Below are 20,165 nucleotides of genomic sequence, written 5' to 3' on the forward strand. Positions count from 1 at the left end.
CCCCACCTAGAGTGGGCGCATGATCATCGGCGTGGGCATCGACGTGGTGGACGTCGCCCGGTTCATGGCGACGGTGGAGCGGGTGCCGCGCCTGCGCGAGAAGCTCTTCACCGAGGCCGAGCGCGACCTGCCGGCGTCCTCCCTCGCGGCGCGCTTCGCGGCCAAGGAGGCCATCGCCAAGGCTCTGGGGGCCCCGGGGAACATGCACTGGCACGACGCGACCGTGCACCGCACCGTCGGGGGGCCGCCCGAGGTCGAGCTGCGCGGCACCGTGCAGGCCCGCGCCGACGAGCTCGGCGTCAAGGCCTGGCACCTGTCCATCTCCCACGACGCGGGCATCGCCTCCGCCATGGTCGTGGCGGAGGGCTGAGCGGCCCTCAGGTCGCCGACCGCCACCAGTCGAGCGCCACCGGCAGCGCGGTGAGGATGCTCACGTGCCCGGCCCGGGGACGCAGCCACAGCTCCGCGGCGGGCAGCGCGTCGACCAGTCGGTCCGCATGGTGCCGGGGCACCACCCGGTCGGCGCCGCCCTGCACGACCAGGGTCGGGCACGCGATGCCGCCGAGCTCGACGCCCCACGGCTGCACGAACGCGAGGTCGTCGTCGAACTGCCCGCCCGGCCAGGTCTCCCCGGACCGCGAGGCGTCGGCACCGAGCGACGCCCACGCGCCCGCGAGCGCCGCGTAGTCCTCGGCGGTGAAGCTCGACCCGTCGAACTCTGCCGTCTGCGCGTGCCGCTCGCGGGCGGCCCGGCCGTCGAGGGCCGAGCGCAGGCCGCCGTCGTCCGCCATGCCCGCGAACCACGGGCCGTCGCGGCCGGGCCCGGGGTAGGGGGCGACGCCCGCGAGGGTCACTGCGCCGGACACGACGTCCGGCCGGAGGGCCGCGAGCGCGAGGGCGTGCGGGCCGCCGCCCGAGGCGCCCACGGCGACGCACCGCAGCACGCCGAGCGCGTCCAGGGCGTGCGCCACGTCGGACGCGGCATCCGCGACGGTGCGCCCGGGACGGCCGGTGGACCCGCCGTACCCCGCGCGGGCCGCGGAGACCACCCGCAGCCCGCGCGCCCGCGCGGCGTCGACGACCGGGGGCAGCAGCTCGCCGGACTGCGGCGACCCGTGGTGCCAGACCACGACGTCGGCGGACGACGGCCCGTCGTCGTGCACGACCAGCCGTCGGCCGTCCGGCAGGTCGAGCTCGTGCCGCGGCACCCCGTCAGTCCTGCAGCGCGGGGATGACCTGTCGCTGGAAGAGCTCGATCTGGTCGCGGTCGGCGGCGGCGTTCGGGAAGTACGTGATGGCGTACGTCATGCCGAGGTCGCGCAGCGCGGAGAGCTTCTCGACGACCTGCTCGGGCGTGCCCACGAGGGGGCCGTTCCGCCAGTTCGCGATCTCCTGCTCGCCCCGCTCGCCGGGCGCGTGCTTGCGGAAGTGCGACTCGATCCAGGCGAAGCGGTCGTCCACCTCGGCCTGGTTCTCCCCGATGACCACGTTGTAGTCGGCCGAGCGGGTGATCTCGCCGAAGTCGCGGCCCAGGTCGCGGCAGTGCTGCTCCAGGACCGACGACTTGTGGGCGAACGTCTCCGCGTCGCCCGCGAAGTTCGTGTACTGCGCGAACCGTGCCGCGGTGCGCAGCGTCTTCTTCTCGCCGCCGCCCGCCACCCACACGGGGATGCTCGGCACCTCGGCGCCGCCGTCGCCCACCGGGAGCTGCTGCAGCGGCTGCGGGTAGCACAGCGCGCCGTCGACCTGGTAGTGCTCGCCGTCGAACTTGCCGGAGGACCCGGTGCGCCACATCTGCGTGATGATCTGCAGGCCCTCGTCCAGGGCGCGCAGGCGCTCGCCCGCGCGGGGGAAGCCGTAGCCGTAGGCGCGCCACTCGTGCTCGTACCAGCCGGCGCCGATGCCGAGCTGGGCGCGGCCGCCGGAGATCGCGTCCACCGTCGAGGCGACCTTCGCCAGGTAGGCGGGGTTGCGGTACGACATGCACGTGCACATCTGGCCCAGCTTCACCCGCTGGGACGACGCCGCGAACGCCGCCATCAGCGTCCAGGCCTCGTGCGTCGCCTCGGTGCTGGGGACGGGAACCGAATGAAAATGGTCATACACCCAGACGGACGACCAAGCGAACTCCCCGCCCGGGACGGCTTCACCGGCTGCGGCGTTGTCGGCGTAGTGAAGGAGGGAGAGCATCACCTCCCACTGCTGCTCAGGCGGAACATCGGTCAGGTCGTGGCGCCATCCCTGCGGGATGAAGAGTCCGAACTCCATGGCCGCGAGCCTATGCCCGGGGGGAGGGCCGCTCTAGTCTGCGAGTCGCGGTGGGCCCATTGCGGAACCAGCCTGTCGGGGTCGACCTTGTTGTTGGGGCCCGAGGATGGCTTGACGACGACCACGGGTAGTACCTCGAGGATCGCAGCGCGCCTCACCGCACTTGGCGCCGAGTGCCACGCAGCGCGGATGTCGTCTGCCTCTCCGCTCTTGGTGCCTGTGGTCGACCGGTGCTTCTCTCGGACCAACCGTGCTTCCCGCTCTTCGAGCGCCTCGATCGTTGTCAGCCGCCGGGCTGGGGCCCTGCCGTCCCGGATCTCTCGAAAGAGTCGCTCGATGGTCGACCGGATCTCCTCCAGCTCTGCGTCTCCGGGGAACCCGACGGACGTGACCTGGCTCGTGCGGCCCTGCTCGAGCTGCCGGATGACGAGTTCTTCGACCAAGGCTTCGGCCGCTCGGCCGCGGATCGAGGTTCCGCCACAACCGCCCGCACCACGGGGTGGGCACGCATAGATCACGCCTTTGCTCAACGTCGTCTTGCCGATCAGCTTCTTGGTGCACTTCGAGCAGCGCAGCAGTCCAGACAGGAGGTAGTCCCGAGGTGCTTGCGCGCCGCTCACACCGCGATCCGGCCCGACGACGGTCCAGTAGGCCTCCCACTGCTCGATTGTGAGGATGGGCTGCCACTGCCCCATGACGTAGGAGCCATCGTCCTCGATGACTGGCTCGCCCCGATAGGTCCGGATTCCCGCAAGCCGAGGGTTGCGCAGCGTCGCACGGACGTTGGCGGCGATCCACGAGTTGCCGAACGGTGTGCGGAGCCCGGAATCGTTCCAGCGGTTCGCGATCTGCCCCCACCCTGCGGTGCCCGCCATGACGTCGATCACTGCCGCCTGCACCGCGGTGGACTCGACCGGGTGCAAGGTACGCCGGTCGACGTGCCAGCCGAAGGGCCGGGGGCCTCCGCCGACTCGGCCTTGCCGGGCATTGTCGAGATGGGATCGGACGGCCCGATGTCGGGCCCTGCGGATCTCCTGGTCGGCGGCGATGACGTCCATGGCGAGGAGCATCACGTCGGACGGGACATGAAGGTCATACGACCGCGTCGCCGTGAGGATCGGCCGAACTGCACGGCCGATTTCAGCGGCCCGATCCCAGATGTCAATGAGTCGCTAGAGGTCGTCGAACCGGCGGACGAGACGATCGGCATAGTTCACGACGATGCCGTTGGTACGCCCCGCTTCGAGGTCTTCGAGGAGACGCTCGAACGCCGGTCGGACCGCATCGACATCCGAAGCGCTCACGCTGGGGTCCACGTACGGTGCATCGCCGACGCTTCGCCCGGCCGCCGCAGCGAGCGCCGCGTTGTCCTCGCCTAGTCGCGCGACGCCGCGTCCCTCGCCCGACTTGTCGCTGGAGATGCGGCGGTACTCGGCGTCAGGCGCGTCTTCCCAGGTCACGTGGCCGATGCTGGCACCCTCGAAAAGTCGACTGTCAAGAGGACCGTTTGAACGTGCGGTGCGGCGGGCATCGGTGCGGTACCCGCGGGAGGATGCGTCCCATGATCTCCGCCTGGTCCGCCGCCGACGTCCGCGCCGCCGAGGAGCCGCTGCTCGCGGCGGGGGTGCCGCTGATGGAGCGGGCGTCGTTCGCCCTCGCGACGCACGTCCTGCGCGACGTCGCGGCGCGCCGGGGCACGGTGCGGGGGGCGCGGGTCGTGGTGCTGGCCGGGGCCGGCAACAACGGCGGCGACGCCCTGCACGCGGGCGCCGTGCTCGTGCGCCGCGGCCTGGCGGTCACGGCGGTGCTGGTCGCGGAGCGGTTCCATGCGGGAGGCCGGGCGGCGCTGGAGCGCGCGGGCGGCCGGGTCGTGGAGCTGTTCGCGGCGCCCGACGTCATGGACGCCGTGGTCGACGACGTCGCCCGCGCCGACGTCGTCCTCGACGGGCTGGTCGGCATCGGCGCCCGCGGCCCCCTCCGCGGCCTCGCCGCGGACGTTGTGAGCGCGATTTCGGGGACATTGGGCCAGCCCAATGTCCCCGAAATCGCGCTCACAACGCCTCGGGGCGGGCCGTGGGTGGTGGCGGTGGACACGCCGTCGGGCATCGGGGTGGACGACGGCGCGGTGCCCGGTCCGACGCTCGCGGCGGACCGCACCGTGACGTTCGGCGCGGCCAAGCCCGGCCTGCTGCTGCCGCCGGCCGCCGGCCTCGCGGGGGCGGTGAGCGTCGTGGACATCGGCCTGGAGCTCGCGGGCCCGTCCGCCGTCCGGCAGCTCGGGCCCGCCGACGTCGCGGCGGCCTGGCCGGTGCCCGGCCCGGCGGACCACAAGTACACGCGCGGGGTGGTCGGTGTCGTCGCGGGCACGGCGACGTACCCCGGCGCGGCGGTGCTCACCACCACCGCCGCGGTGCGCACCGGCGCCGGGATGGTGCGCTACCGGGGGTCGGCCGAGGTGGGCGGCCGGGTGCTCGACGCCCGCCCCGAGGTCGTCACCGCGCCGGGCCGGGTGCAGTCGTGGGTGGTGGGCCCGGGGGTGCCCGGCGGGCCGGAGGCCGCGCACGAGGGGGAGAGCGACGGCCAGGACGACGGCCAGCACGAACGCGGGCGCGCCGCCCTCGCCGCCGCGGCCGGCCGGCTCGCCGGGACCGCGGGCGGCCCGGTGCCCGCCGTCGTCGACGCGGGCGGGCTGGGCCTGATCGACGAACGCGTCCCGGCGTGGTTCGTCCTCACCCCCCACGCCGGCGAGCTGACGTCGTTGCTGCGCTCGCGCGGGGAGGACGTCCGCCGTGCCGACGTCGAGGCCGAGCCGCGGCGCTGGGCCCTCCGTGCGCACGAGCTGACGGGCGCGACCGTGCTGCTCAAGGGCGGCGTCACCGTCGTCGTCGGGCCCGGCGTCACGTACGCGCAGGCCGACGGCCCCGGGTGGCTGGCCACCGCCGGCGCGGGCGACGTGCTGGCGGGCGTGCTGGGCGCGATGCTCGCGGCCCGGTCGGACGAGGTGGTCGAACGTCCGGGGCTCGCGGCCGAGGTGGCCGCGGCCGCGGCGCTCGTGCACGGCCGCGCCGCGCACCGGGCCACCCCGGGCGGCCCGGTGGCGGCGCTCGACGTCGCCCATGCGGTGCCCGGAGAGATCGCCGCGCTGCTGGGCGGCTGACGCGCCGCTCCCGCGCGACGCCGGCGCCAAACTACCTCGCCGCAGAGGGAACTACCTCGGCGCGGCACGAACTACCTCGGCGGGGTGGGGACTACCTCGGCAGGGCCTTCTCGATCAGGCCGACGATCTCGGGGGCGTCGGGGACCGTCTGCGGGGAGAAGCGGTGCACGTCGCCGCCGGGGAGCACCACGAACTTCTCGAAGTTCCACCGGATGCGGCCGTCGTGCCCGCCGTCGTCGGCGGTCTTCTTCAGCTCGGCGTACAGGGGGTGCGTGTGCCGCCCGTTCACGCGGACCTTGGAGACGACGGGGAACGTGACCCCGTAGGTGGTGGAGCAGAACTCGGCGATCTTGTCGTCGCTGGACAGCTCCTGCAGGAACTGGTTGGACGGGAAGCCGACGACGGTGAAGCCGCGGTCGGCGTACGCCTTCTGCAGCTGCTCCAGCGCCTCGTACTGCGGGGTGAGCCCGCAGCGCGAGGCGACGTTGACGACCAGCACGACGTCGTCACGATGCTCGGCGAGGGTGGTCGTGGTGCCGTCCATGCGCTCGAACGGGATGTCGTAGAGGCTCATGCAGCCATCATGCCGCGCGCGACAATGGTCCGGTGCCACCCGGTCCGCGCAAGCACGTCCCGCCCCTGCCCGTGCGGGACGGCCTCAACCCCACGCGCCTGGTGCTGCCCCACGACGCGGCCAGCGTCGGACGGTACGCGACGGCCGCGCAGTACCTGCTGGAGCGGTTCGCGCACGACGCCGACCGGCTGCGCGAGAAGCTCGCCGCGGGCGAGGTCGTCACCGGCGGGGGCGCCGTCGTCGACCACGGCACGCCGTACGAGCCGCGCGGCTTCCTGTACCTGTACCGGGACCCGCCCGCCGACGAGCCGGAGGCGCCCGCGCTCGAGGAGCTCGAGGTGCTGCACCGCGACGACGACCTACTCGTGGTCGACAAGCCGCACCTCGTGGCCACCATGCCGCGCGGGCGATGGGTGACCCGCACGGTGCTCGTGCACCTGCGCGCGACGCTCGACCTGCCCGAGCTCGTGCCCGCGCACCGGCTCGACCGGCCGACCGCCGGCGTGCTGGTGCTGACCGTGCGCCCCGAGGTGCGCGGCGCGTACCAGACGGCGTTCCAGGAGCGCGCCGTGCGGAAGGTCTACGAGGCTGTCGCCCCGCTCCCCGCGGCGGGCTCGCCGCTCGACGGGGAGGGCACGACGACGGTCCGCTCGCGCATCGTCAAGCACCGCGGCGTCGTGCGGGCGCAGGAGGAGCCCGGCGAGCCCAACGCCGAGTCGCGGGTGACGCTCGTCGCGCGGGACGGCGCCCGCGGCCTGGGGCTCTACCGGCTCGAGCCGCGTACCGGCAAGACGCACCAGCTCCGCCTGCACATGGCCTCCCTCGGGCTGCCCCTGCTGCACGACCCGTTCTGGCCGGTGCTGCGCGAGGACGCGCCGGACGACCCGGACCGGCCCCTGCAGCTGCTCGCCCGCTCGCTCGCGTTCGTCGACCCGCTCAGCGGCGCACCGCGGGAGTTCCGCTCCCGGCGCCGGCTCGCCGCGTGGCCGGGCGGGGAGGGTGCGGGCGACGGCGGGGTCGACGGCCCGCGGTGAGAGAATCGATGACCGTGAGCACCGAGGTCCCGTCCGAGGTCCCGACCGACACCCCCGCCGCGCCGGCCGACCTGACCGTGCCCGACGACTTCCCCGACGACGCGCTGGCGCGTGCGGTCGTGGACCTGTCCGCCGTGCGCGACAACGTCCGCGCGCTGGCGGGTCACGCCCCCGGCGCCGCGGTGATGGCCGTGGTCAAGGCGGACGGGTACGGGCACGGGATGCTGCCGGTGGCCCGGGCGGCGCTCGCCGGCGGCGCGACCTGGCTCGGCACGGCGGTGCCCGCCGAGGCCCTCGCGCTGCGTGCGGGCGGGGTCACGACCGACGACGCGCGGGTGCTCACCTGGCTCGCGACGCCGGGGGCGCCGTTCGACCGGCTCATGGCCGCGGGCGTCGACGTCGGCGTCGCGGCCCCGTGGGCGCTCGACGAGGTGGCCGCCGGGGCCCGGCGCGCGGGCGAGCCCGCCCGCGTGCACCTCAAGGTCGACACCGGGCTCGGTCGCAGCGGCATCGTGCCCGCGGACCTGCCGGACGTCGTGCGCCGGGCCGCCGCGCTCGAGGCCGAGGGCGTGCTGCGGGTGGTCGGCGTGATGTCGCACCTCGCCTGCGCCGACGAGCCCGGGCACCCGTCGATCGCGCTCCAGGCGGCCGCGTTCGACGCCGCGGTCGCGGTGGTCGAGGCGTCGGGCGCCGCGCTCGAGGTGCGGCACCTCGCGAACTCGGCCGCCGTGCTCACCGACCACCGGCTGCACTACGACCTCGTGCGCCCCGGCATCGCCGTCTACGGGCACTCGCCGGTGCCGCAGCTGGCTGCGCCCGGCGACCACGGGCTGCGCGGCGCGATGACGCTCCAGGCGCGGCTCGCCACGGTCAAGGACGTGCCCGCCGGCCACGGCGTGTCGTACGGCCACCACTACACGACGTCGCGGGACACGCGGCTCGGCGTGGTGCCGCTCGGGTACGCGGACGGCATCCAGCGGCACGCGTCGGGCGGGAGCCTCGGCGTCGGCGGCCCGGTGGGCGTGGGCAGCGGCCAGGCCGCCCGGGTGCTGCGCGTCGCGGGGCGGGTGTGCATGGACCAGTTCGTGCTCGACCTCGGCCCGGACGCCACGGAGCGGGCCGGCGACGTCGTGACCCTGTTCGGCGCGTCCGACGGCGTCGAGCGGGGCGGGACGCTGCCGAACGCCGAGGACTGGGCCCGCGCGGCGGGCACCATCAGCTATGAGATCGTCACCGGGATCGGGGCGCGCGCCGTGCGCGTGTACACGGGCCTCGGCACGGTCGAGGGCACGGTCGAGGACACGAGGAAGGACGGGCGGAAGTGAGCGACGTCGTCGTACGGACGGAGACGGACCTGCCGGACGCGGAGTCGACGCGCGCGCTGGGGGCGGCCCTGGCGGGCGTGCTGCGGGCGGGCGACCTGGTGATCCTCACCGGGGACCTGGGGGCGGGCAAGACGACGCTCACCCAGGGCCTGGGAGCGGCGCTGGGGGTGCGCGGCCAGGTGGCGTCGCCCACGTTCATCGTGGCGCGCGAGCACCCGCCGCTGCCGCGCGAGGACGGCTCGCGCGGGCCCGCCCTCGTGCACGTGGACGCCTACCGGCTCGGCGGGCTCGGGGAGCTGGACGCGCTCGACCTGGACTCGTCCCTCGACGAGTCGGTCACCGTCGTCGAGTGGGGCCGCGGGCTGGCCGAGGCGCTCACCGACGACCGGCTGGAGATCGACCTGGAGCGCCCGCGCGGCACCGCCGCCGGCACCCCCGACGACGAGGACGCCGACCCCGGAGCGGGCACGCGCCACGCGACGCTGCGCGGCGTCGGCCTGCGCTGGGCCGACGTCGACCTCGCCGCCCTCACCGCGCGCTGACCACCCGCCAGCAACGTGCGTGCTGATTTGTTCTTCATGACCGCGATCTGAGGAGAATTTCAGCACGCACGTTGCGTCGCCCCGGTGGGGGCGCGGGAAACGTAGGCTGAGGCCGTGGCAGTTCTCGCATTGGACACCTCCGCAGCCGTCGCCGTCGCGCTCGTCGACCCGGACGGCGCCCGGCTCGCCGCACGCTCCGCGGACGAGCGCCGCCGGCACGCCGAGTCGCTCGCGCCGCTCGTCGACGCGGTGCTCGCCGACGCCGGCCTGACGCGCGCCGACCTCACGGCCGTCGCGGTGGGTACCGGCCCCGCGCCGTTCACCGGCCTGCGGGTCGGGCTCGTCACGGCGCGCACGCTCGCCCTGGCCCTCGGGGTCGACGTGCTCGGCGTGCCGAGCGTCGACGCGCTCGCGGTGCAGGCGGTCGCCGACCTCGGGATGACCCCGGGCGACGAGGTGCTCGTCGCGACCGACGCCCGCCGCAAGGAGGTCTACTGGGCGCACTACCGCGTCGTCGCGCACGAGGGGCCGCACGCCGTGCCCGTCGTCGAGACGCTGGCCGGCCCCGGGGTGGACAAGGCGGCCGACGTCGCCGCCCGGCTCGCGGACGCGCCCGGGGACGGCCGGCTCGTCGTCGTGGGGGAGGGGGCGTCCCTGTACCCCGAGCACCTGCTCGCCGACGAGGACGGCCCGCTGGTGCCCGACGCCGCCGTGCTCGCCCGTGTCGCGCTCGCCCGGCGGGCCGCCGGCGACGACCTGCCCACGGAGCCGCTGTACCTGCGCCGGCCCGACGTGCAGGAGCCGGCACAGGCCCGCCTCGTGCCCGCCACCGGGAGCCCGGCGTGACCACCGAGCGCCCCACGGCGGAGGGACCCGCGACCGACGAGCCCACGACAGGCGAGCCCACGACGGGCGAGCCCACGTCCCCCGCCGCGGACCTGCCGCGCACGGTGCAGCACGTGTACGCGCCGTCGTGCCGGCTGCGCCCGCTGGGCAGCGCGGACTTCGACCGGGTGCTCCAGCTCGAGCGGGTGCTGTTCGGGGCCGGGGCGTGGACGTACGGGATGCTCGCCGACGAGCTCGCCGCGCTGGGCCGCTGGTACGTCGTCGCCGAGCCGGCGGGTCCGGACGCGATCGCGGTGTACGGGATCGGGCCGAAGCCGGTGGTCGGGTACGCGGGCCTGTGGTTCGACGGCGACGTCGCGCAGATCATGACGATCGGCGTGGACCCGCACTACCAGCGGCACGGCGTGGGGCGGGCCCTCCTGGAGGCGCTCGTCGGGCGCGCGCGCAAGCTCCGCGCCGAGGCCGTGCTGCTCGAGGTGCGGGTCGACAACGAGCCCGCGCTCGCCCTGTACGAGCGGTACGGCTTCGAGCGGATCGGGCTGCGCCGGCGCTACTACCAGCCCGAGGACAAGGACGCGTTCACGATGCGCCTCGACCTGCGCGACCAGCGCGACCAGCACGAGCAGCAAGGGGCGGCGTCGTGACCGGCGAGGGCGCGGCCCGCTCGCAGGTGCTGGTCGGCGTCGCGGAGCTCGCGGCGGACCTGCGGCTGAGCGGCGGGCCGGACCCGGCGGACGGCGCGCCCGTGCTGCTCGACGTCCGCTGGGCGCTCGGCATGACCGACGGCCGGGAGCGCTACCTCCAGGGCCACCTGCCCGACGCCGTCTACGTGGACCTGGAGTCCGAGCTGGCGGCGGAGGCGTCGCCGGAGGAAGGGCGCCACCCGCTGCCCTCGGCGTCGTCGTTCCAGCGCAGCGCGCGGGCCTGGGGGCTGCGGGGCTCGTCGCGCGTCGTCGTCTACGACACCGTGGGCGGCACGTCCGCCGCGCGGGCCTGGTGGCTCCTGCGCTACTTCGGCGTCGAGGACGTGCGCATCCTCGACGGCGGACTGCCCGCCTGGGTCCGGGCGGGGTACGCCCTGGAGAGCGGCGACGTCGTGCACGCGCCGGGCGACCTCGTGGCCCGTCCGGGCCACCTGCCCGTGCTGGACGCCGACGACGCGGCGGAGCTGGCCGAGACCGGGACCCTGCTGGACGCCCGGGCCGCCGAGCGGTACCGGGGCGAGAGCGAGCCCGTGGACCCGCGTGCGGGTCACGTGCCCGGCGCGCTGAGCGCGCCGACGTCGGAGAACCTCCGCGAGGACGGCACGTTCCTCGACGACGAGGCGCTGCGGCGCCGGTTCGCCGACCTGGGCCTGGCATCCGGTGCGGGCGGCGACGTGCTCGCCGTCGGCGTCTACTGCGGGTCGGGCGTGACGGCGTCGCACGAGATCGCGGCGCTCGCGTGCGCGGGCATCCCGGCCGCGCTGTACGCCGGGTCCTGGTCGCAGTGGTCGAACGACCCGTCGCGGCCGGAGGCCACGGGCGACCGCCCCTAGGGTTTCCCGTCCCACCTGGTGGTGCCAGGCGGCGTGCTACGGTCGCGTGTATACCGATCTGTATACACGGGAGGCGAGAGATGAGCACGCCCGAGACGATGCGCGCGGTGCGGATCCGCCGGCACGGGGGCCCGGAGGTCCTCGAGGTGGCCGAGGTCCCTGTCCCGGCGCCCGGGCCGGGGGAGATGCTGGTCCGCGTGGCCGCGGCGGCGCTCAACAACACCGACCTGTGGACCCGGGAGGGCGCCTACGGGAGGCCGGGGGACCCGACGGCGCTGTCCGGCTGGCGTGGCCCCGTCGACTTCCCGCGGACCCAGGGTGCGGACGTGGCGGGGCAGGTGGCCGCCGTCGGGCCCGGGGTGGACGACGGGCTGGTCGGGCGCCGCGTCGTGATCGACCCGGCCATCTACGACGCCGACGGCCCGGACGCCAACCCGGTCGGCCTCATGGGCAGCGAGCGGGACGGCGGGTACGCCCAGTACGTGACGGCGCCGGCCGACCAGGTGCACGACATGACGGGGTCGCCCCTCACGGACGACCAGCTCGCGACCCTGCCGACCGCCTACGGCACCGCCCTGGGCATGATCGAGCGCGGTGGGCTGCGGGAGGGGGAGACCGCCCTGGTCTCGGGCGCGTCGGGCGGTGTCGGCCTGGCCCTCGTCCAGCTCGCCCGTGCACGCGGGGCGCGCGTGCTGGCGATCTCCAGCAGCGGGAAGGTCGACGCCGTGCGCGCGGCGGGCGCTGACGTCGTCGTGGACCGCGCGCTGGACGTCGGCGAGCAGGTCCGCTCCGACGCACCGGACGGCGTCGACGTCGTCCTCGACGTGGTCGCGGGCGACCTGCTGGCCGACGGGCTGCCGCTGCTGCGCGAGGGGGGCCGGTGGGTCGTCGCCGGTGCGCTCGGCGGGCACGAGGTGGCGTTCGACGTCCGTCGTCTGTACCTTCACAACGCGCGGGTCGTGGGCTCCTCGATGCACACGCGAGTGCACTTCGACCTGCTCATGGATCTGGCCCGCGACGGCGCGGTCGAGCCCGTGGTCGCGGCGACGTACCCGCTGGAGGACGCCGCCAGGGCGCAGGAGGAGCTCGCGCACCGGACCCATGTCGGGAAGCTCGTGCTGCGGCCCTAGCCTGCGATGCCGGCCTGCGATGCCGGCCTGTGACGCGAGGACGACGACGGCCCGGCCCCCCGAGGGGGACCGGGCCGTCGTGCCGTCGGTGCGCCGGGAGGTCGTCAGAGGACCTGCGCGACCTCGTCGAAGGACAGGCGCGGGCCGCGCGGGTAGGGCGAGCCCTCGCCCTCGGCGTGGCCGACGTTGACGACCAGCAGGGACTTCCAGCCCGACTCGCCGAAGAACTCGGCGTCGACGCCGTCGAAGTCCATGCCGTCCATCGGCCCGGCCGCGAGCCCGGCGGCGCGCAGCCCGACGATGAGGTAGCCGGCCTGGATGAGCGCGCTCTTGCGGGCCATCTGCTCGCGCACGTCGGCGGCGGGGGCGAGCTGCTCCTTCACACCGGGGACGGCGGGGAACAGGTAGTCCAGGTGCTCGTGGAACGCCGGGTCGGCGGCGAGCACGAGGGAGACCGGGGCCGCGGCGACGCGGTCCTTGTTGCCGCCGCCCATGTGCGTGACGAGGCGGTCGCGGGCCTCGCCCGGGCGCACGACGAGCACGCGCAGCGGCAGCGTGTTCATCGCGGTCGGCCCGAACTTGGCCAGGTCCCAGGCGGCGGCGAGCTGCTCGTCGGTGACGGGCTCGTCCGTGAACAGGGACGTCGTGCGGGCGGCGCGGAAGAGGAGGTCCGCCACGTCGTCGCCGACGGCGAGGGACGAGGACGGGTGCGTGAGGGTCTCGGTCATGGTTGCCGTAACAGATCCATGCAGACGCATGATTCCACGTTCGGCCGTGACATGAACCACAGCGGCCCAGGTCACAGCGCCGTGAGGGGCTCGAAGTCGAAGCCGTCGGCGCGCGCGAGGTACAGCCTCTGCTCGGCGTGGTTGCCGCGGAACCGCACCAGGCCGCGCGGGCCCTCGTAGGAGAGCCCGTCGACGGACCGGTCGGTCGCGGCGACGACGGCGCTGCCCGCCCGCTCGACGATCGACCGCAGCGCGAGGATCCCCTCGTAGCAGGCCTCCGCGGCGGCGCCGATCGCCGGGGCGTGCAGGCCGTGGTGGGCCGTGTAGCGGCCGACGAGGTCGAGGGCCTCGCCGGTCGCGAGGCTGCGGAACCAGCCGCCGGCGGAGAACAGGTTCGTCGTCGCGGACGCCCCGCTGCCCATGAGCATGTTCTCCTCCATGAGCGTGCTGAGGCGGACCACCCGCTCGTGCAGGCCGCGCCGGGCGAACAGGCGGTTGAACCGCACCCCGTTCTGCCCCACCATCAGCAGCAGCACCCCCTCGGCCCCGGACCGCTCGACGTCGTCCAGCGTGCCGGCGAGCTGCGCGCCGCTCGCGCCCTGCGCGGGGAGGAACCGCGCGCCGGCGACGGAGGCGCCGAGCCCGGCCAGCCGCGGCGCGAGGGCCGCGTACGTGCCGCGGGGCCACGCGTAGTCGTCGCCGACGACGAACCAGCGCCGCGCCCCCACGTCCGCCCGCAGGCGGGCGATCGCCGGGAACAGCTGGGCCGAGGGCACCTCGCCGGTGACGTACAGGCCCGGCCGGGACTCGGTGCCCTCGTAGGCCGCCGGGTACACGTACGGGACCCGCCGCTGAACGACCGGGACGACGGCGTGCCGCACCGCCGACGTGTGCCACCCGGTGAGCGCGTGGAGGCGCCCGGCGTCGAGCGCCGCCCCGAGGCGGTGCCGCAGCTGGGCGGCGGGCTGCCCGGCGTCGAGCAGCTCGGCGCGCACGGGGCGCCCGAGGATGCCGCCCGTGGCGTTGAGCTCGGCGACCGCGAGCTCCGTGACGGCCTGGCACGAGGGGCCGTAGATCCCGCCCGGCCCCTGGAAGTGCAGCAGGACGCCGACGACGAAGTCCGACATGACGTCCCGTCCGCGCGAGGGGCCCGTCCCGGGGCCCCGGCCTGTGATGGCCGGTAGTGTACGAGCGCGAGGGAAGGCGGGTCAGCATGCGGACAGCAGCACGGGCGGGACGCTCCACGACGGACCCCGGTACGGCCGTGCCCGCGGGGCCGCCCACCGACCTGTTCACCGGCCCGTCCACCGGCCCGTCCACCGACCTGCGCGAGTCCGTGCTCGCCGGGCGCCGGGCCGCGCGGCGCGCCGCCGACGTGCTGGCGCACGCCGGCTGCACGGTCGACGAGTGGCTCGTGCTCGACGCGCTGGGGCGTCGTGCGGGGATCACGATGTCCGAGCTGCGCGCCGCCACGGTCACGGACAAGGCGACGCTCGGGCGCCGGGTCGACGCCCTCGTGACGCGCGCGCTCGTGTACCGCGAGGTCGACGCCTTCGACCGGCGCGTGATCCGCGTCCACCTGTCGTCCCGCGGACGGGACGTGCTCTCAGGCCTGGCGGCGCTGCTGACGGAGGGCGAGCAGGCCGACGGCCCACGCGACCAGTAGCACGCCGGCGAGCACCAGGCCGTACGGCTCGAGGCTGACCGACGCGCCGGGCACGCGCGAGAGCGCCGGCAGGTGCTCCGCCGCGACCTGCACCAGCGTCACGCCGCCGATGCCGACGGCGGCCGCCGCCGAGATCCCGGTGACCAGCACGTCGTAGCGCAGGCGTCCGCGGGTCACGTCGCCGCTGCCGGCCTGGGCGTAGGCGCGGCGCGCGGCCGAGCCCTGCAGGGAGTCCAGCAGCGACATCCCGGCGGCGAACAGCACCGCGAGCGGCAGCGGCGCGTACCAGGGCACCTGCCCGAGGGCCGCCGACGCCGTCATGGCGAGCAGCCCGATCTCCGTGGCCGTGTCGAAGCCCAGCCCGAACACGAGCCCCACGCCGTACATCCGACCGGGCCGGTCGGTGGCCCACGAGAACCGCCGCAGCGCCCAGGAGACCGGGCCGCCGCCCGGGTGGTGGTGCCCGTCGGCGCCGGGACCTGTGCCCGCACGTGCGACGCGCAGGGCCCGTCGCAGCATGAGCACGTTCACCACGGCGATGGCCAGCAGGAACGTGCCGGACACGACGGGCCCCCACACGCCGGTGAACCGGCGCCACGGCGAGGACTCGTCCTGGAGGGCGGGGGCCAGGGCCTGCACGCCGACGGCGAGCAGCAGCGCGGCGCCCACGACCACCGTCGAGTGCCCGAGCGAGAACCACAGGCCGACGCCGCGGGCGTCGCGCCCCTCGCGCACGAGACGGCGCGTGGTGTTGTCGATCGTGGCGATGTGGTCGGCGTCGAACGCGTGCCGCAGGCCGAGCCCGTACGCGGTGAGGGCCATGACGAGCGTGATCGCGCCCGAGCCGCCGTCGAGCGCGAGGGTCGCGGCGAGGCCGGCGACCCCCACGACGTGCAGGGCGGTGACGACGACGGTGGTGCGGTTCATACGAGCTCCTGACGTGCGACGGGAGGGGAAGGACGTGCCGGCACAGGGTCTGACCGGTGCAACGGGCTGAGATGAGCGGACCGGCCGAGCCAGCGGGTCAGGGTGCCGCCGCGCTCCAGGTGCAGGACGACGGCCCCCTCACCGCCGGCGGGCTCGCCCGCCGGGTCGAGGTCGTCGGCGCCGTCGTCGGGGCCGCCGCGCAGGTCGGTGACGGTGTCGATCACCCGCTGCGTGCCGAGCACGCCCGGGACCGGGTGGTCGCCCGCGACGGCGACCTCCTCGACCAGCAGCGGACCGTCGTCGTCGCGCACGGAGCTGCGCAGCACCACGCGGCCGCCGCGCTCGCCGTCGCGCCCCAGCACGACGGTCTCGCGCAGGCGCAGCCGGGCGCCGGCGCCGAGCAGCACGTCCGTCGACCGGGTCACGTCCGCGCCCGTGGACACGACGAACGGGAGTCCCTCCCAGTCGAGGCGTGCGCCCGCGCCGAGCCTGATCTCGACGTCCCAGCGGCACGGCCGGCCCTCCCCGTCGTAGGCGACGGTGCCGCCGACGTCGGTGAGGGTGAGCGCGCACCCGTCGGCCACGTGGACCCGGACCGTCACGTGGTCGCCACCCAGCAGCACCGCCCCGGTCGCGACGAGGGCCACCTCGGCGTGCTCGACGCCGCGCCCGAGGGTGCGGGCGGCGAGCAGGTCGTCGCGCGTGCGCACCCGCACGGGCGAGCCCGGCACGGTGCCGGCGGCGACCTCGACGGTCGTGAGGCGCACGTCAGTGGGTGTGGCTGTGCTCATGCACGTGCGCCCCGTCGCCGTCCGCGTGGCTGTGCAGCACGCCCTGGCCGTCCTCGTCCGCGTGGAAGTGCGGCGCCATCGGGCCCGGGTCCTGCGCCACGTGCACGCCCTCGCGGTAGCGTCCGAGCACCCCGAGCAGCCAGGCCCGCAGGGCGGCGACCGACGCGGCGTCGGTGCGCGACAGCGCGACCACGTCCCGCCCCTCGCGGGCGGCCGTCGCGTCCGCCACCATCTGCGGGACGTCCACGCCGACGTACGGCGCGAGGTCGGTCTTGTTCACGACGAGCAGGTCGGCGCGGCCGATGCCGGGGCCGCCCTTGCGCGCGACGTCGCCGCCGCCGGCGACGTCGAGCACGAAGATCTGCGCGTCCACCAGGGCGGGGGAGAACGTCGCGGTGAGGTTGTCGCCGCCGGACTCGATGATCACGAGGTCGAGCGGGGCGAAGTCGCGCTCGAGGTCCTCGGCGGCGAGCAGGTTCGCGGTGACGTCGTCGCGGATGGCGGTGTGCGGGCAGGCGCCCGTCTCGACGGCGCGGATCCGCTCGGGGTCGAGCACGCCGGCCGAGCGCAGGAAGCGCGCGTCCTCGTCGGTGTAGATGTCGTTGGTGATGACGCCGATGCGCAGCTCGTCGGCGAGCGCACGGCAGACCGTCGCGATGAGGGACGACTTGCCGACGCCGACGGGGCCGGCGACGCCGAGGCGCAGGGCGCGGGCGGGGGGTGTGGTCTCAGGCACGGAACAACCTCTGGGTCGTGAGGGCGTGGGCCTCGGCCCAGCCCTCGGTCAACGGGGCACCGGAGGCCGGGACGTCCTCCGGGGTGGCGCACGCCGCCACGCGGAGCACGTGCTCCTCCGCGGCGGCGCACGCGTCGAGGACCCACCGCGCGGGGGCGAGCGGGTCCAGCGGCTCGAGCTTGAGCAGGGCCGACGCCGCCGTCTGGGCGTCGTCGTACACGGTGAGGCGCACCACGTCCTCCGGCGGCAGCCCGGCCGCCGCGGCGATCGCGCCCATGACGACGGCCCGCGGCACGGTGCCGGTCCCGCGGCGGGTCTCGTGGACGACGACGGCCCGCACCGCGCCGCTGCCCGGGTACAGCGCGCGGGCGACACGCAGGTAGCCGCGCCCCAGCAGCCGGGACGCGTCGCGCAGCGCCCGCGACGGCGTCCGCGCCGACCACGCCCGGACGAGGGCGTCGAGCCCCTGCGCGGTCGCCGGGCTGTCCGGCGGCCCGGGCGGGGCGTCGGCCAGCAGCCGCGCCGCGACCACGGCGGTGCCCGCCTCGACGAGGCTGACCGTCGTCGCGCGGCCGGCCATCCAGGCGGGGACCTCCGCGGCGGGCAGACCGCCGCGCAGCGCGGGCTCGAGGCTCGCCGAGTGGGCGTGCCCGCCTCCCGGCAGGCGCGCGTCGGCGAGCAGCAGCGCCACCGAGAACGGGTGCGGTGCCGCGCGCGCCCGCGGGGGCGTCGTGGTCGGGTCGTCGGGGGTCATGGGGCCGTCAGAACATCGAGTAGAGCTGGGCGAGCGGCAGCCGGACGGCGGGCGCGGGCTCCACGAGGTCGCCGTCCACGCGGATCTCGAACGTGTCCGGGCGGATGTCGATGGCCGGCAGCGCGTCGTTGTTGCGCATGTCCGCCTTGGTGACGTCGCGCGTGGGGGCGACGGGAGCGAGCGTCCGGCGCAGGTCCAGCCGCCCCGCGAGGCCGTCCTCGATCGCCGCCGGGGCGACGAACGCGAGGGACGTGTCGGCGCCGACGGCGTCGCCGAAGGCCGGCCGCTGCAGGACCGGCTGCGGGGTGGGGATGGACGCGTTCGGGTCGCCCAGCGCCGCCCACGCGATGACGCCCCCCTTGAGCACCAGCTCCGGCCGGAACCCGAAGAACCGCGGGTCCCACAGCACGAGGTCGGCCAGCTTCCCGGGCTCGACCGAGCCGATGTGGGCGTCGACGCCGTGCGCCACGGCCGGGTTGATCGTGTACTTCGCGACGTACCGGCGCGCGCGCTCGTTGTCCGCCGGCTCGGCGCCCGACAGGGGCCCGCGGCGGTGCTTCATCACGTGCGCCACCTGCCAGGTGCGGGTGATCACCTCGCCGATGCGGCCCATCGCCTGGGCGTCGGAGGAGGTGATGGAGATGGCGCCCAGGTCGTGCAGCACGTCCTCGGCCGCGATCGTCGTGGCCCGGATGCGCGACTCCGCGAATGCCAGGTCCTCGGGCACGGCGGGGTTGAGGTGGTGGCAGACCATGAGCATGTCGAGGTGCTCGGCCACGGTGTTCACCGTGTGGGGGAGGGTCGGGTTGGTCGACCCGGGCAGCACGTGCGGCAGGCTCGCGATCGTGAGGATGTCGGGGGCGTGCCCGCCGCCCGCGCCCTCGACGTGGTACGCGTGGATGCCGCGGCCGTCGATCGCGTCGATGGTGGAGGCCACGAAGCCCGCCTCGTTGAGCGAGTCGGAGTGCAGGGCCACCTGCAGGCCCCACTCGTCCGCGGCCCGCAGCGCGGCGTCCAGGGCGGCGGGGGTGGACCCCCAGTCCTCGTGCACCTTGTAGCCCGCGGCGCCGCCGAGCGCCTGCTCGGCGAGCGACGCGGCGCTCACCGTGTTGCCCTTGCCCAGCAGGAGCACGTTCAGCGGCAGGTGGTCCAGCGCCCGCAGCACGGACCGCAGGTGCCAGGCGCCCGGCGTCACCGTGGTGGCCTTCGAGCCCTCCGACGGCCCGGTTCCGCCCCCGGCGACCGTCGTGATGCCGGTGGCCAGCGCCTCGTGCAGCGCCGACGGCGACAGCAGGTGCACGTGCGGGTCGAAGCCGCCCGCGGTGAGGATCTTTCCCTCGCCCGAGATGACGTCGGTCGACGGGCCGATGACGAGGTCGGGATGCACGCCGTCCGCCATGTCCGGGTTGCCGGCGCGACCCAGGGCGACGATCCGCCCGTCGCGCAGCCCCACGTCGGCGCGGACCACGCCCCACCAGTCGAGGACGACGACGCCGGTGATCACCGTGTCGAGCGCGCCGGCGGCCCGGGTGCGTGTCGACTGCGCCATCGACTCCCGGATCGACTTGCCGCCGCCGAACACGGCCTCCTCGCCGCCGACCGTGCGGTCCTCGGTGACCTCGATCCACAGGTCGGTGTCGCCGAGGCGCACCTGGTCGCCGACGGTCGGCCCGTACAGGGCGGCGTAGCGCTCGCGGTCGATCCAGACCATCAGTCCTCCTGCTCGGTGTCGCGCTGCGTGCCCTGCTGGTCCTGCTGGGGGGCCCGCGGGGCGGTCCGGACGGCGCCGAGCGCGCCGCCGTCGGCCTTGCCCCGCTGGACGCCCGGCACGCGCCGGGCCCCGCGGACCGTCACAAGGTCGACCTCCCGGCTGACGCCCGGCTCGAACCGCTGCGACGTCCCGGACGGCACGTCGAGGCGGAAGCCGTGGGCGGCGTCGCGGTCGAACCGCAGGGCGGTGTTGGCGTCGGGCAGGTGCACGTGCGAGCCCACCTGCACGGGCCGGTCGCCGGTGTTCTCGACGACGAGGCGCAGCCGCTCGTGCGGCGGGCGCGCGTTGAGCTCGATCCGGCCGGGGGCGACACGGATCGCGCCGGGGCCGGTGGTCGGGGATGCGGACACGGTGCCCACCTCTCGGGTCAGGTCAGGTC

General features: G+C 75.5%; 23 protein-coding genes. 10 read left to right on the forward strand and 13 right to left on the reverse strand.

The features are described from left to right. Nucleotides 1–19 precede the first annotated feature (19 nt). On the forward strand, nt 20–370 hold the full coding sequence (locus ACH436_RS10650) for a holo-ACP synthase (protein ID WP_429764727.1): 351 nt from the start codon (nt 20–22) through the stop codon (nt 368–370). A 7-nt stretch (nt 371–377) separates the two neighbouring features. Here the strand turns inward: ACH436_RS10650 and ACH436_RS10655 are convergent, their stop codons facing one another. The 4 genes from ACH436_RS10655 to ACH436_RS10670 form a co-directional block, all read right to left on the reverse strand. After that, nucleotides 378–1,208: an alpha/beta fold hydrolase gene (locus ACH436_RS10655; protein WP_430560149.1), complete on the reverse strand. Its 831-nt coding sequence runs from the start codon at nt 1,206–1,208 to the stop codon at nt 378–380. Nucleotides 1,209–1,212: 4 nt separating this feature from the next. Continuing rightward, complete coding sequence (locus tag ACH436_RS10660; RefSeq protein WP_430560150.1) at nt 1,213–2,268, reverse strand: LLM class F420-dependent oxidoreductase; 1,056 nt, start codon at nt 2,266–2,268, stop codon at nt 1,213–1,215. Next, entirely contained in the window at nt 2,223–3,326 is a 1,104-nt protein-coding gene (locus ACH436_RS10665; RefSeq protein ID WP_430560151.1) for a recombinase family protein, read from the reverse strand. The genes ACH436_RS10660 and ACH436_RS10665 overlap by 46 nt, the downstream gene beginning before the upstream one ends. Before the next feature lie 114 nt (nt 3,327–3,440). Next, entirely contained in the window at nt 3,441–3,728 is a 288-nt protein-coding gene (locus ACH436_RS10670; protein ID WP_430560152.1) for a recombinase family protein, read from the reverse strand. Between the two features lie 101 nt (nt 3,729–3,829). On the opposite strand from ACH436_RS10670, the gene ACH436_RS10675 reads away from it, so the two are divergent. Continuing rightward, complete coding sequence (locus ACH436_RS10675; RefSeq protein ID WP_430560153.1) at nt 3,830–5,425, forward strand: bifunctional ADP-dependent NAD(P)H-hydrate dehydratase/NAD(P)H-hydrate epimerase; 1,596 nt, start codon at nt 3,830–3,832, stop codon at nt 5,423–5,425. A gap of 91 nt (nt 5,426–5,516) precedes the next feature. Here the strand turns inward: ACH436_RS10675 and ACH436_RS10680 are convergent, their stop codons facing one another. Next, entirely contained in the window at nt 5,517–5,999 is a 483-nt protein-coding gene (locus ACH436_RS10680; RefSeq protein ID WP_430560154.1) for a glutathione peroxidase, read from the reverse strand. 32 nt (nt 6,000–6,031) lie between these two features. Between ACH436_RS10680 and ACH436_RS10685 the strand changes: the two genes are divergently transcribed. The 7 genes from ACH436_RS10685 (at nt 6,032) to ACH436_RS10715 (ending at nt 12,413) form a co-directional block, all read left to right on the forward strand. After that, nucleotides 6,032–7,033, forward strand: coding sequence for a pseudouridine synthase (locus ACH436_RS10685; RefSeq protein WP_430560155.1), 1,002 nt, complete (start codon nt 6,032–6,034; stop codon nt 7,031–7,033). A gap of 71 nt (nt 7,034–7,104) precedes the next feature. Further along, nucleotides 7,105–8,358, forward strand: a complete 1,254-nt coding sequence (gene alr, locus ACH436_RS10690) for an alanine racemase (protein WP_430560528.1) — start codon at nt 7,105–7,107, stop codon at nt 8,356–8,358. Continuing rightward, nucleotides 8,355–8,900, forward strand: a complete 546-nt coding sequence (gene tsaE, locus ACH436_RS10695) for a tRNA (adenosine(37)-N6)-threonylcarbamoyltransferase complex ATPase subunit type 1 TsaE (protein WP_430560156.1) — start codon at nt 8,355–8,357, stop codon at nt 8,898–8,900. The genes alr and tsaE overlap by 4 nt, the downstream gene beginning before the upstream one ends. 114 nt (nt 8,901–9,014) lie before the next feature. Continuing rightward, nucleotides 9,015–9,746 (forward strand): tRNA (adenosine(37)-N6)-threonylcarbamoyltransferase complex dimerization subunit type 1 TsaB, encoded by a 732-nt coding sequence (gene tsaB, locus ACH436_RS10700; RefSeq protein ID WP_430560157.1) that lies wholly within the window; start codon nt 9,015–9,017, stop codon nt 9,744–9,746. A 113-nt stretch (nt 9,747–9,859) separates the two neighbouring features. Beyond that, on the forward strand, nt 9,860–10,390 hold the full coding sequence (rimI, locus tag ACH436_RS10705) for a ribosomal protein S18-alanine N-acetyltransferase (RefSeq protein ID WP_430560529.1): 531 nt from the start codon (nt 9,860–9,862) through the stop codon (nt 10,388–10,390). Further along, nucleotides 10,387–11,283, forward strand: a complete 897-nt coding sequence (locus ACH436_RS10710; protein ID WP_430560158.1) for a sulfurtransferase — start codon at nt 10,387–10,389, stop codon at nt 11,281–11,283. The genes rimI and ACH436_RS10710 overlap by 4 nt, the downstream gene beginning before the upstream one ends. An 80-nt stretch (nt 11,284–11,363) precedes the next feature. Then, complete coding sequence (locus ACH436_RS10715; protein WP_430560159.1) at nt 11,364–12,413, forward strand: zinc-binding dehydrogenase; 1,050 nt, start codon at nt 11,364–11,366, stop codon at nt 12,411–12,413. Nucleotides 12,414–12,517: 104 nt separating this feature from the next. Here the strand turns inward: ACH436_RS10715 and ACH436_RS10720 are convergent, their stop codons facing one another. Then, nucleotides 12,518–13,141 (reverse strand): malonic semialdehyde reductase, encoded by a 624-nt coding sequence (locus ACH436_RS10720; protein WP_430560160.1) that lies wholly within the window; start codon nt 13,139–13,141, stop codon nt 12,518–12,520. A 71-nt stretch (nt 13,142–13,212) separates the two neighbouring features. Next, the gene (locus tag ACH436_RS10725; protein WP_430560161.1) at nt 13,213–14,268 is read right to left on the reverse strand and encodes a substrate-binding domain-containing protein; all 1,056 of its coding nucleotides are present in this window, start codon (nt 14,266–14,268) and stop codon (nt 13,213–13,215) included. A gap of 86 nt (nt 14,269–14,354) precedes the next feature. Here ACH436_RS10725 and ACH436_RS10730 point away from each other — a divergent pair, with 86 nt between their 5' ends. Further along, complete coding sequence (locus ACH436_RS10730) at nt 14,355–14,807, forward strand: MarR family winged helix-turn-helix transcriptional regulator (protein WP_430560162.1); 453 nt, start codon at nt 14,355–14,357, stop codon at nt 14,805–14,807. Here ACH436_RS10730 and ACH436_RS10735 read toward each other — a convergent pair. From ACH436_RS10735 to ureB, 6 genes are read right to left on the reverse strand one after another with little or no spacing between them, the layout of a single operon-like run. Further along, the gene (locus ACH436_RS10735) at nt 14,748–15,734 is read right to left on the reverse strand and encodes a HoxN/HupN/NixA family nickel/cobalt transporter (protein WP_430560163.1); all 987 of its coding nucleotides are present in this window, start codon (nt 15,732–15,734) and stop codon (nt 14,748–14,750) included. The two genes, ACH436_RS10730 and ACH436_RS10735, sit on opposite strands and share 60 nt — an antisense overlap. Continuing rightward, complete coding sequence (locus ACH436_RS10740; RefSeq protein ID WP_430560164.1) at nt 15,731–16,525, reverse strand: urease accessory protein UreD; 795 nt, start codon at nt 16,523–16,525, stop codon at nt 15,731–15,733. The genes ACH436_RS10735 and ACH436_RS10740 overlap by 4 nt, the downstream gene beginning before the upstream one ends. Further along, entirely contained in the window at nt 16,503–17,261 is a 759-nt protein-coding gene (gene ureG / locus ACH436_RS10745; protein ID WP_430560165.1) for an urease accessory protein UreG, read from the reverse strand. The genes ACH436_RS10740 and ureG overlap by 23 nt, the downstream gene beginning before the upstream one ends. Then, nucleotides 17,254–18,015: an urease accessory protein UreF gene (locus ACH436_RS10750; protein WP_430560166.1), complete on the reverse strand. Its 762-nt coding sequence runs from the start codon at nt 18,013–18,015 to the stop codon at nt 17,254–17,256. Before ACH436_RS10750 ends, ureG begins: the two co-directional genes overlap by 8 nt. Before the next feature lie 7 nt (nt 18,016–18,022). Then, nucleotides 18,023–19,726 (reverse strand): urease subunit alpha, encoded by a 1,704-nt coding sequence (locus ACH436_RS10755; RefSeq protein ID WP_430560167.1) that lies wholly within the window; start codon nt 19,724–19,726, stop codon nt 18,023–18,025. Next, nucleotides 19,726–20,136, reverse strand: a complete 411-nt coding sequence (gene ureB, locus ACH436_RS10760; protein ID WP_430560168.1) for an urease subunit beta — start codon at nt 20,134–20,136, stop codon at nt 19,726–19,728. The genes ACH436_RS10755 and ureB overlap by 1 nt, the downstream gene beginning before the upstream one ends. Nucleotides 20,137–20,165 lie beyond the last annotated feature (29 nt).

The organism is Isoptericola sp. NPDC019693 (assembly GCF_044389085.1).
In the GTDB taxonomy this organism is placed as follows: domain Bacteria; phylum Actinomycetota; class Actinomycetes; order Actinomycetales; family Cellulomonadaceae; genus Isoptericola.

Coding starts and splice junctions, on each gene's coding strand:
- ACH436_RS10660 (WP_430560150.1), bottom strand. CDS start 2,268: ATGGAGTTCGGACTCTTCATCCCGCAGGGATGGCGCCACGACCTGACC.
- ACH436_RS10750 (WP_430560166.1), bottom strand. CDS start 18,015: ATGACCCCCGACGACCCGACCACGACGCCCCCGCGGGCGCGCGCGGCA.
- ACH436_RS10740 (WP_430560164.1), bottom strand. CDS start 16,525: ATGAGCACAGCCACACCCACTGACGTGCGCCTCACGACCGTCGAGGTC.
- ACH436_RS10680 (WP_430560154.1), bottom strand. CDS start 5,999: ATGAGCCTCTACGACATCCCGTTCGAGCGCATGGACGGCACCACGACC.
- ACH436_RS10725 (WP_430560161.1), bottom strand. CDS start 14,268: ATGTCGGACTTCGTCGTCGGCGTCCTGCTGCACTTCCAGGGGCCGGGC.
- ACH436_RS10720 (WP_430560160.1), bottom strand. CDS start 13,141: ATGACCGAGACCCTCACGCACCCGTCCTCGTCCCTCGCCGTCGGCGAC.
- ACH436_RS10665 (WP_430560151.1), bottom strand. CDS start 3,326: ATGGACGTCATCGCCGCCGACCAGGAGATCCGCAGGGCCCGACATCGG.
- ACH436_RS10730 (WP_430560162.1), top strand. CDS start 14,355: ATGCGGACAGCAGCACGGGCGGGACGCTCCACGACGGACCCCGGTACG.
- ACH436_RS10755 (WP_430560167.1), bottom strand. CDS start 19,726: ATGGTCTGGATCGACCGCGAGCGCTACGCCGCCCTGTACGGGCCGACC.
- ACH436_RS10675 (WP_430560153.1), top strand. CDS start 3,830: ATGATCTCCGCCTGGTCCGCCGCCGACGTCCGCGCCGCCGAGGAGCCG.
- ACH436_RS10735 (WP_430560163.1), bottom strand. CDS start 15,734: ATGAACCGCACCACCGTCGTCGTCACCGCCCTGCACGTCGTGGGGGTC.
- ACH436_RS10650 (WP_429764727.1), top strand. CDS start 20: ATGATCATCGGCGTGGGCATCGACGTGGTGGACGTCGCCCGGTTCATG.
- ACH436_RS10715 (WP_430560159.1), top strand. CDS start 11,364: ATGAGCACGCCCGAGACGATGCGCGCGGTGCGGATCCGCCGGCACGGG.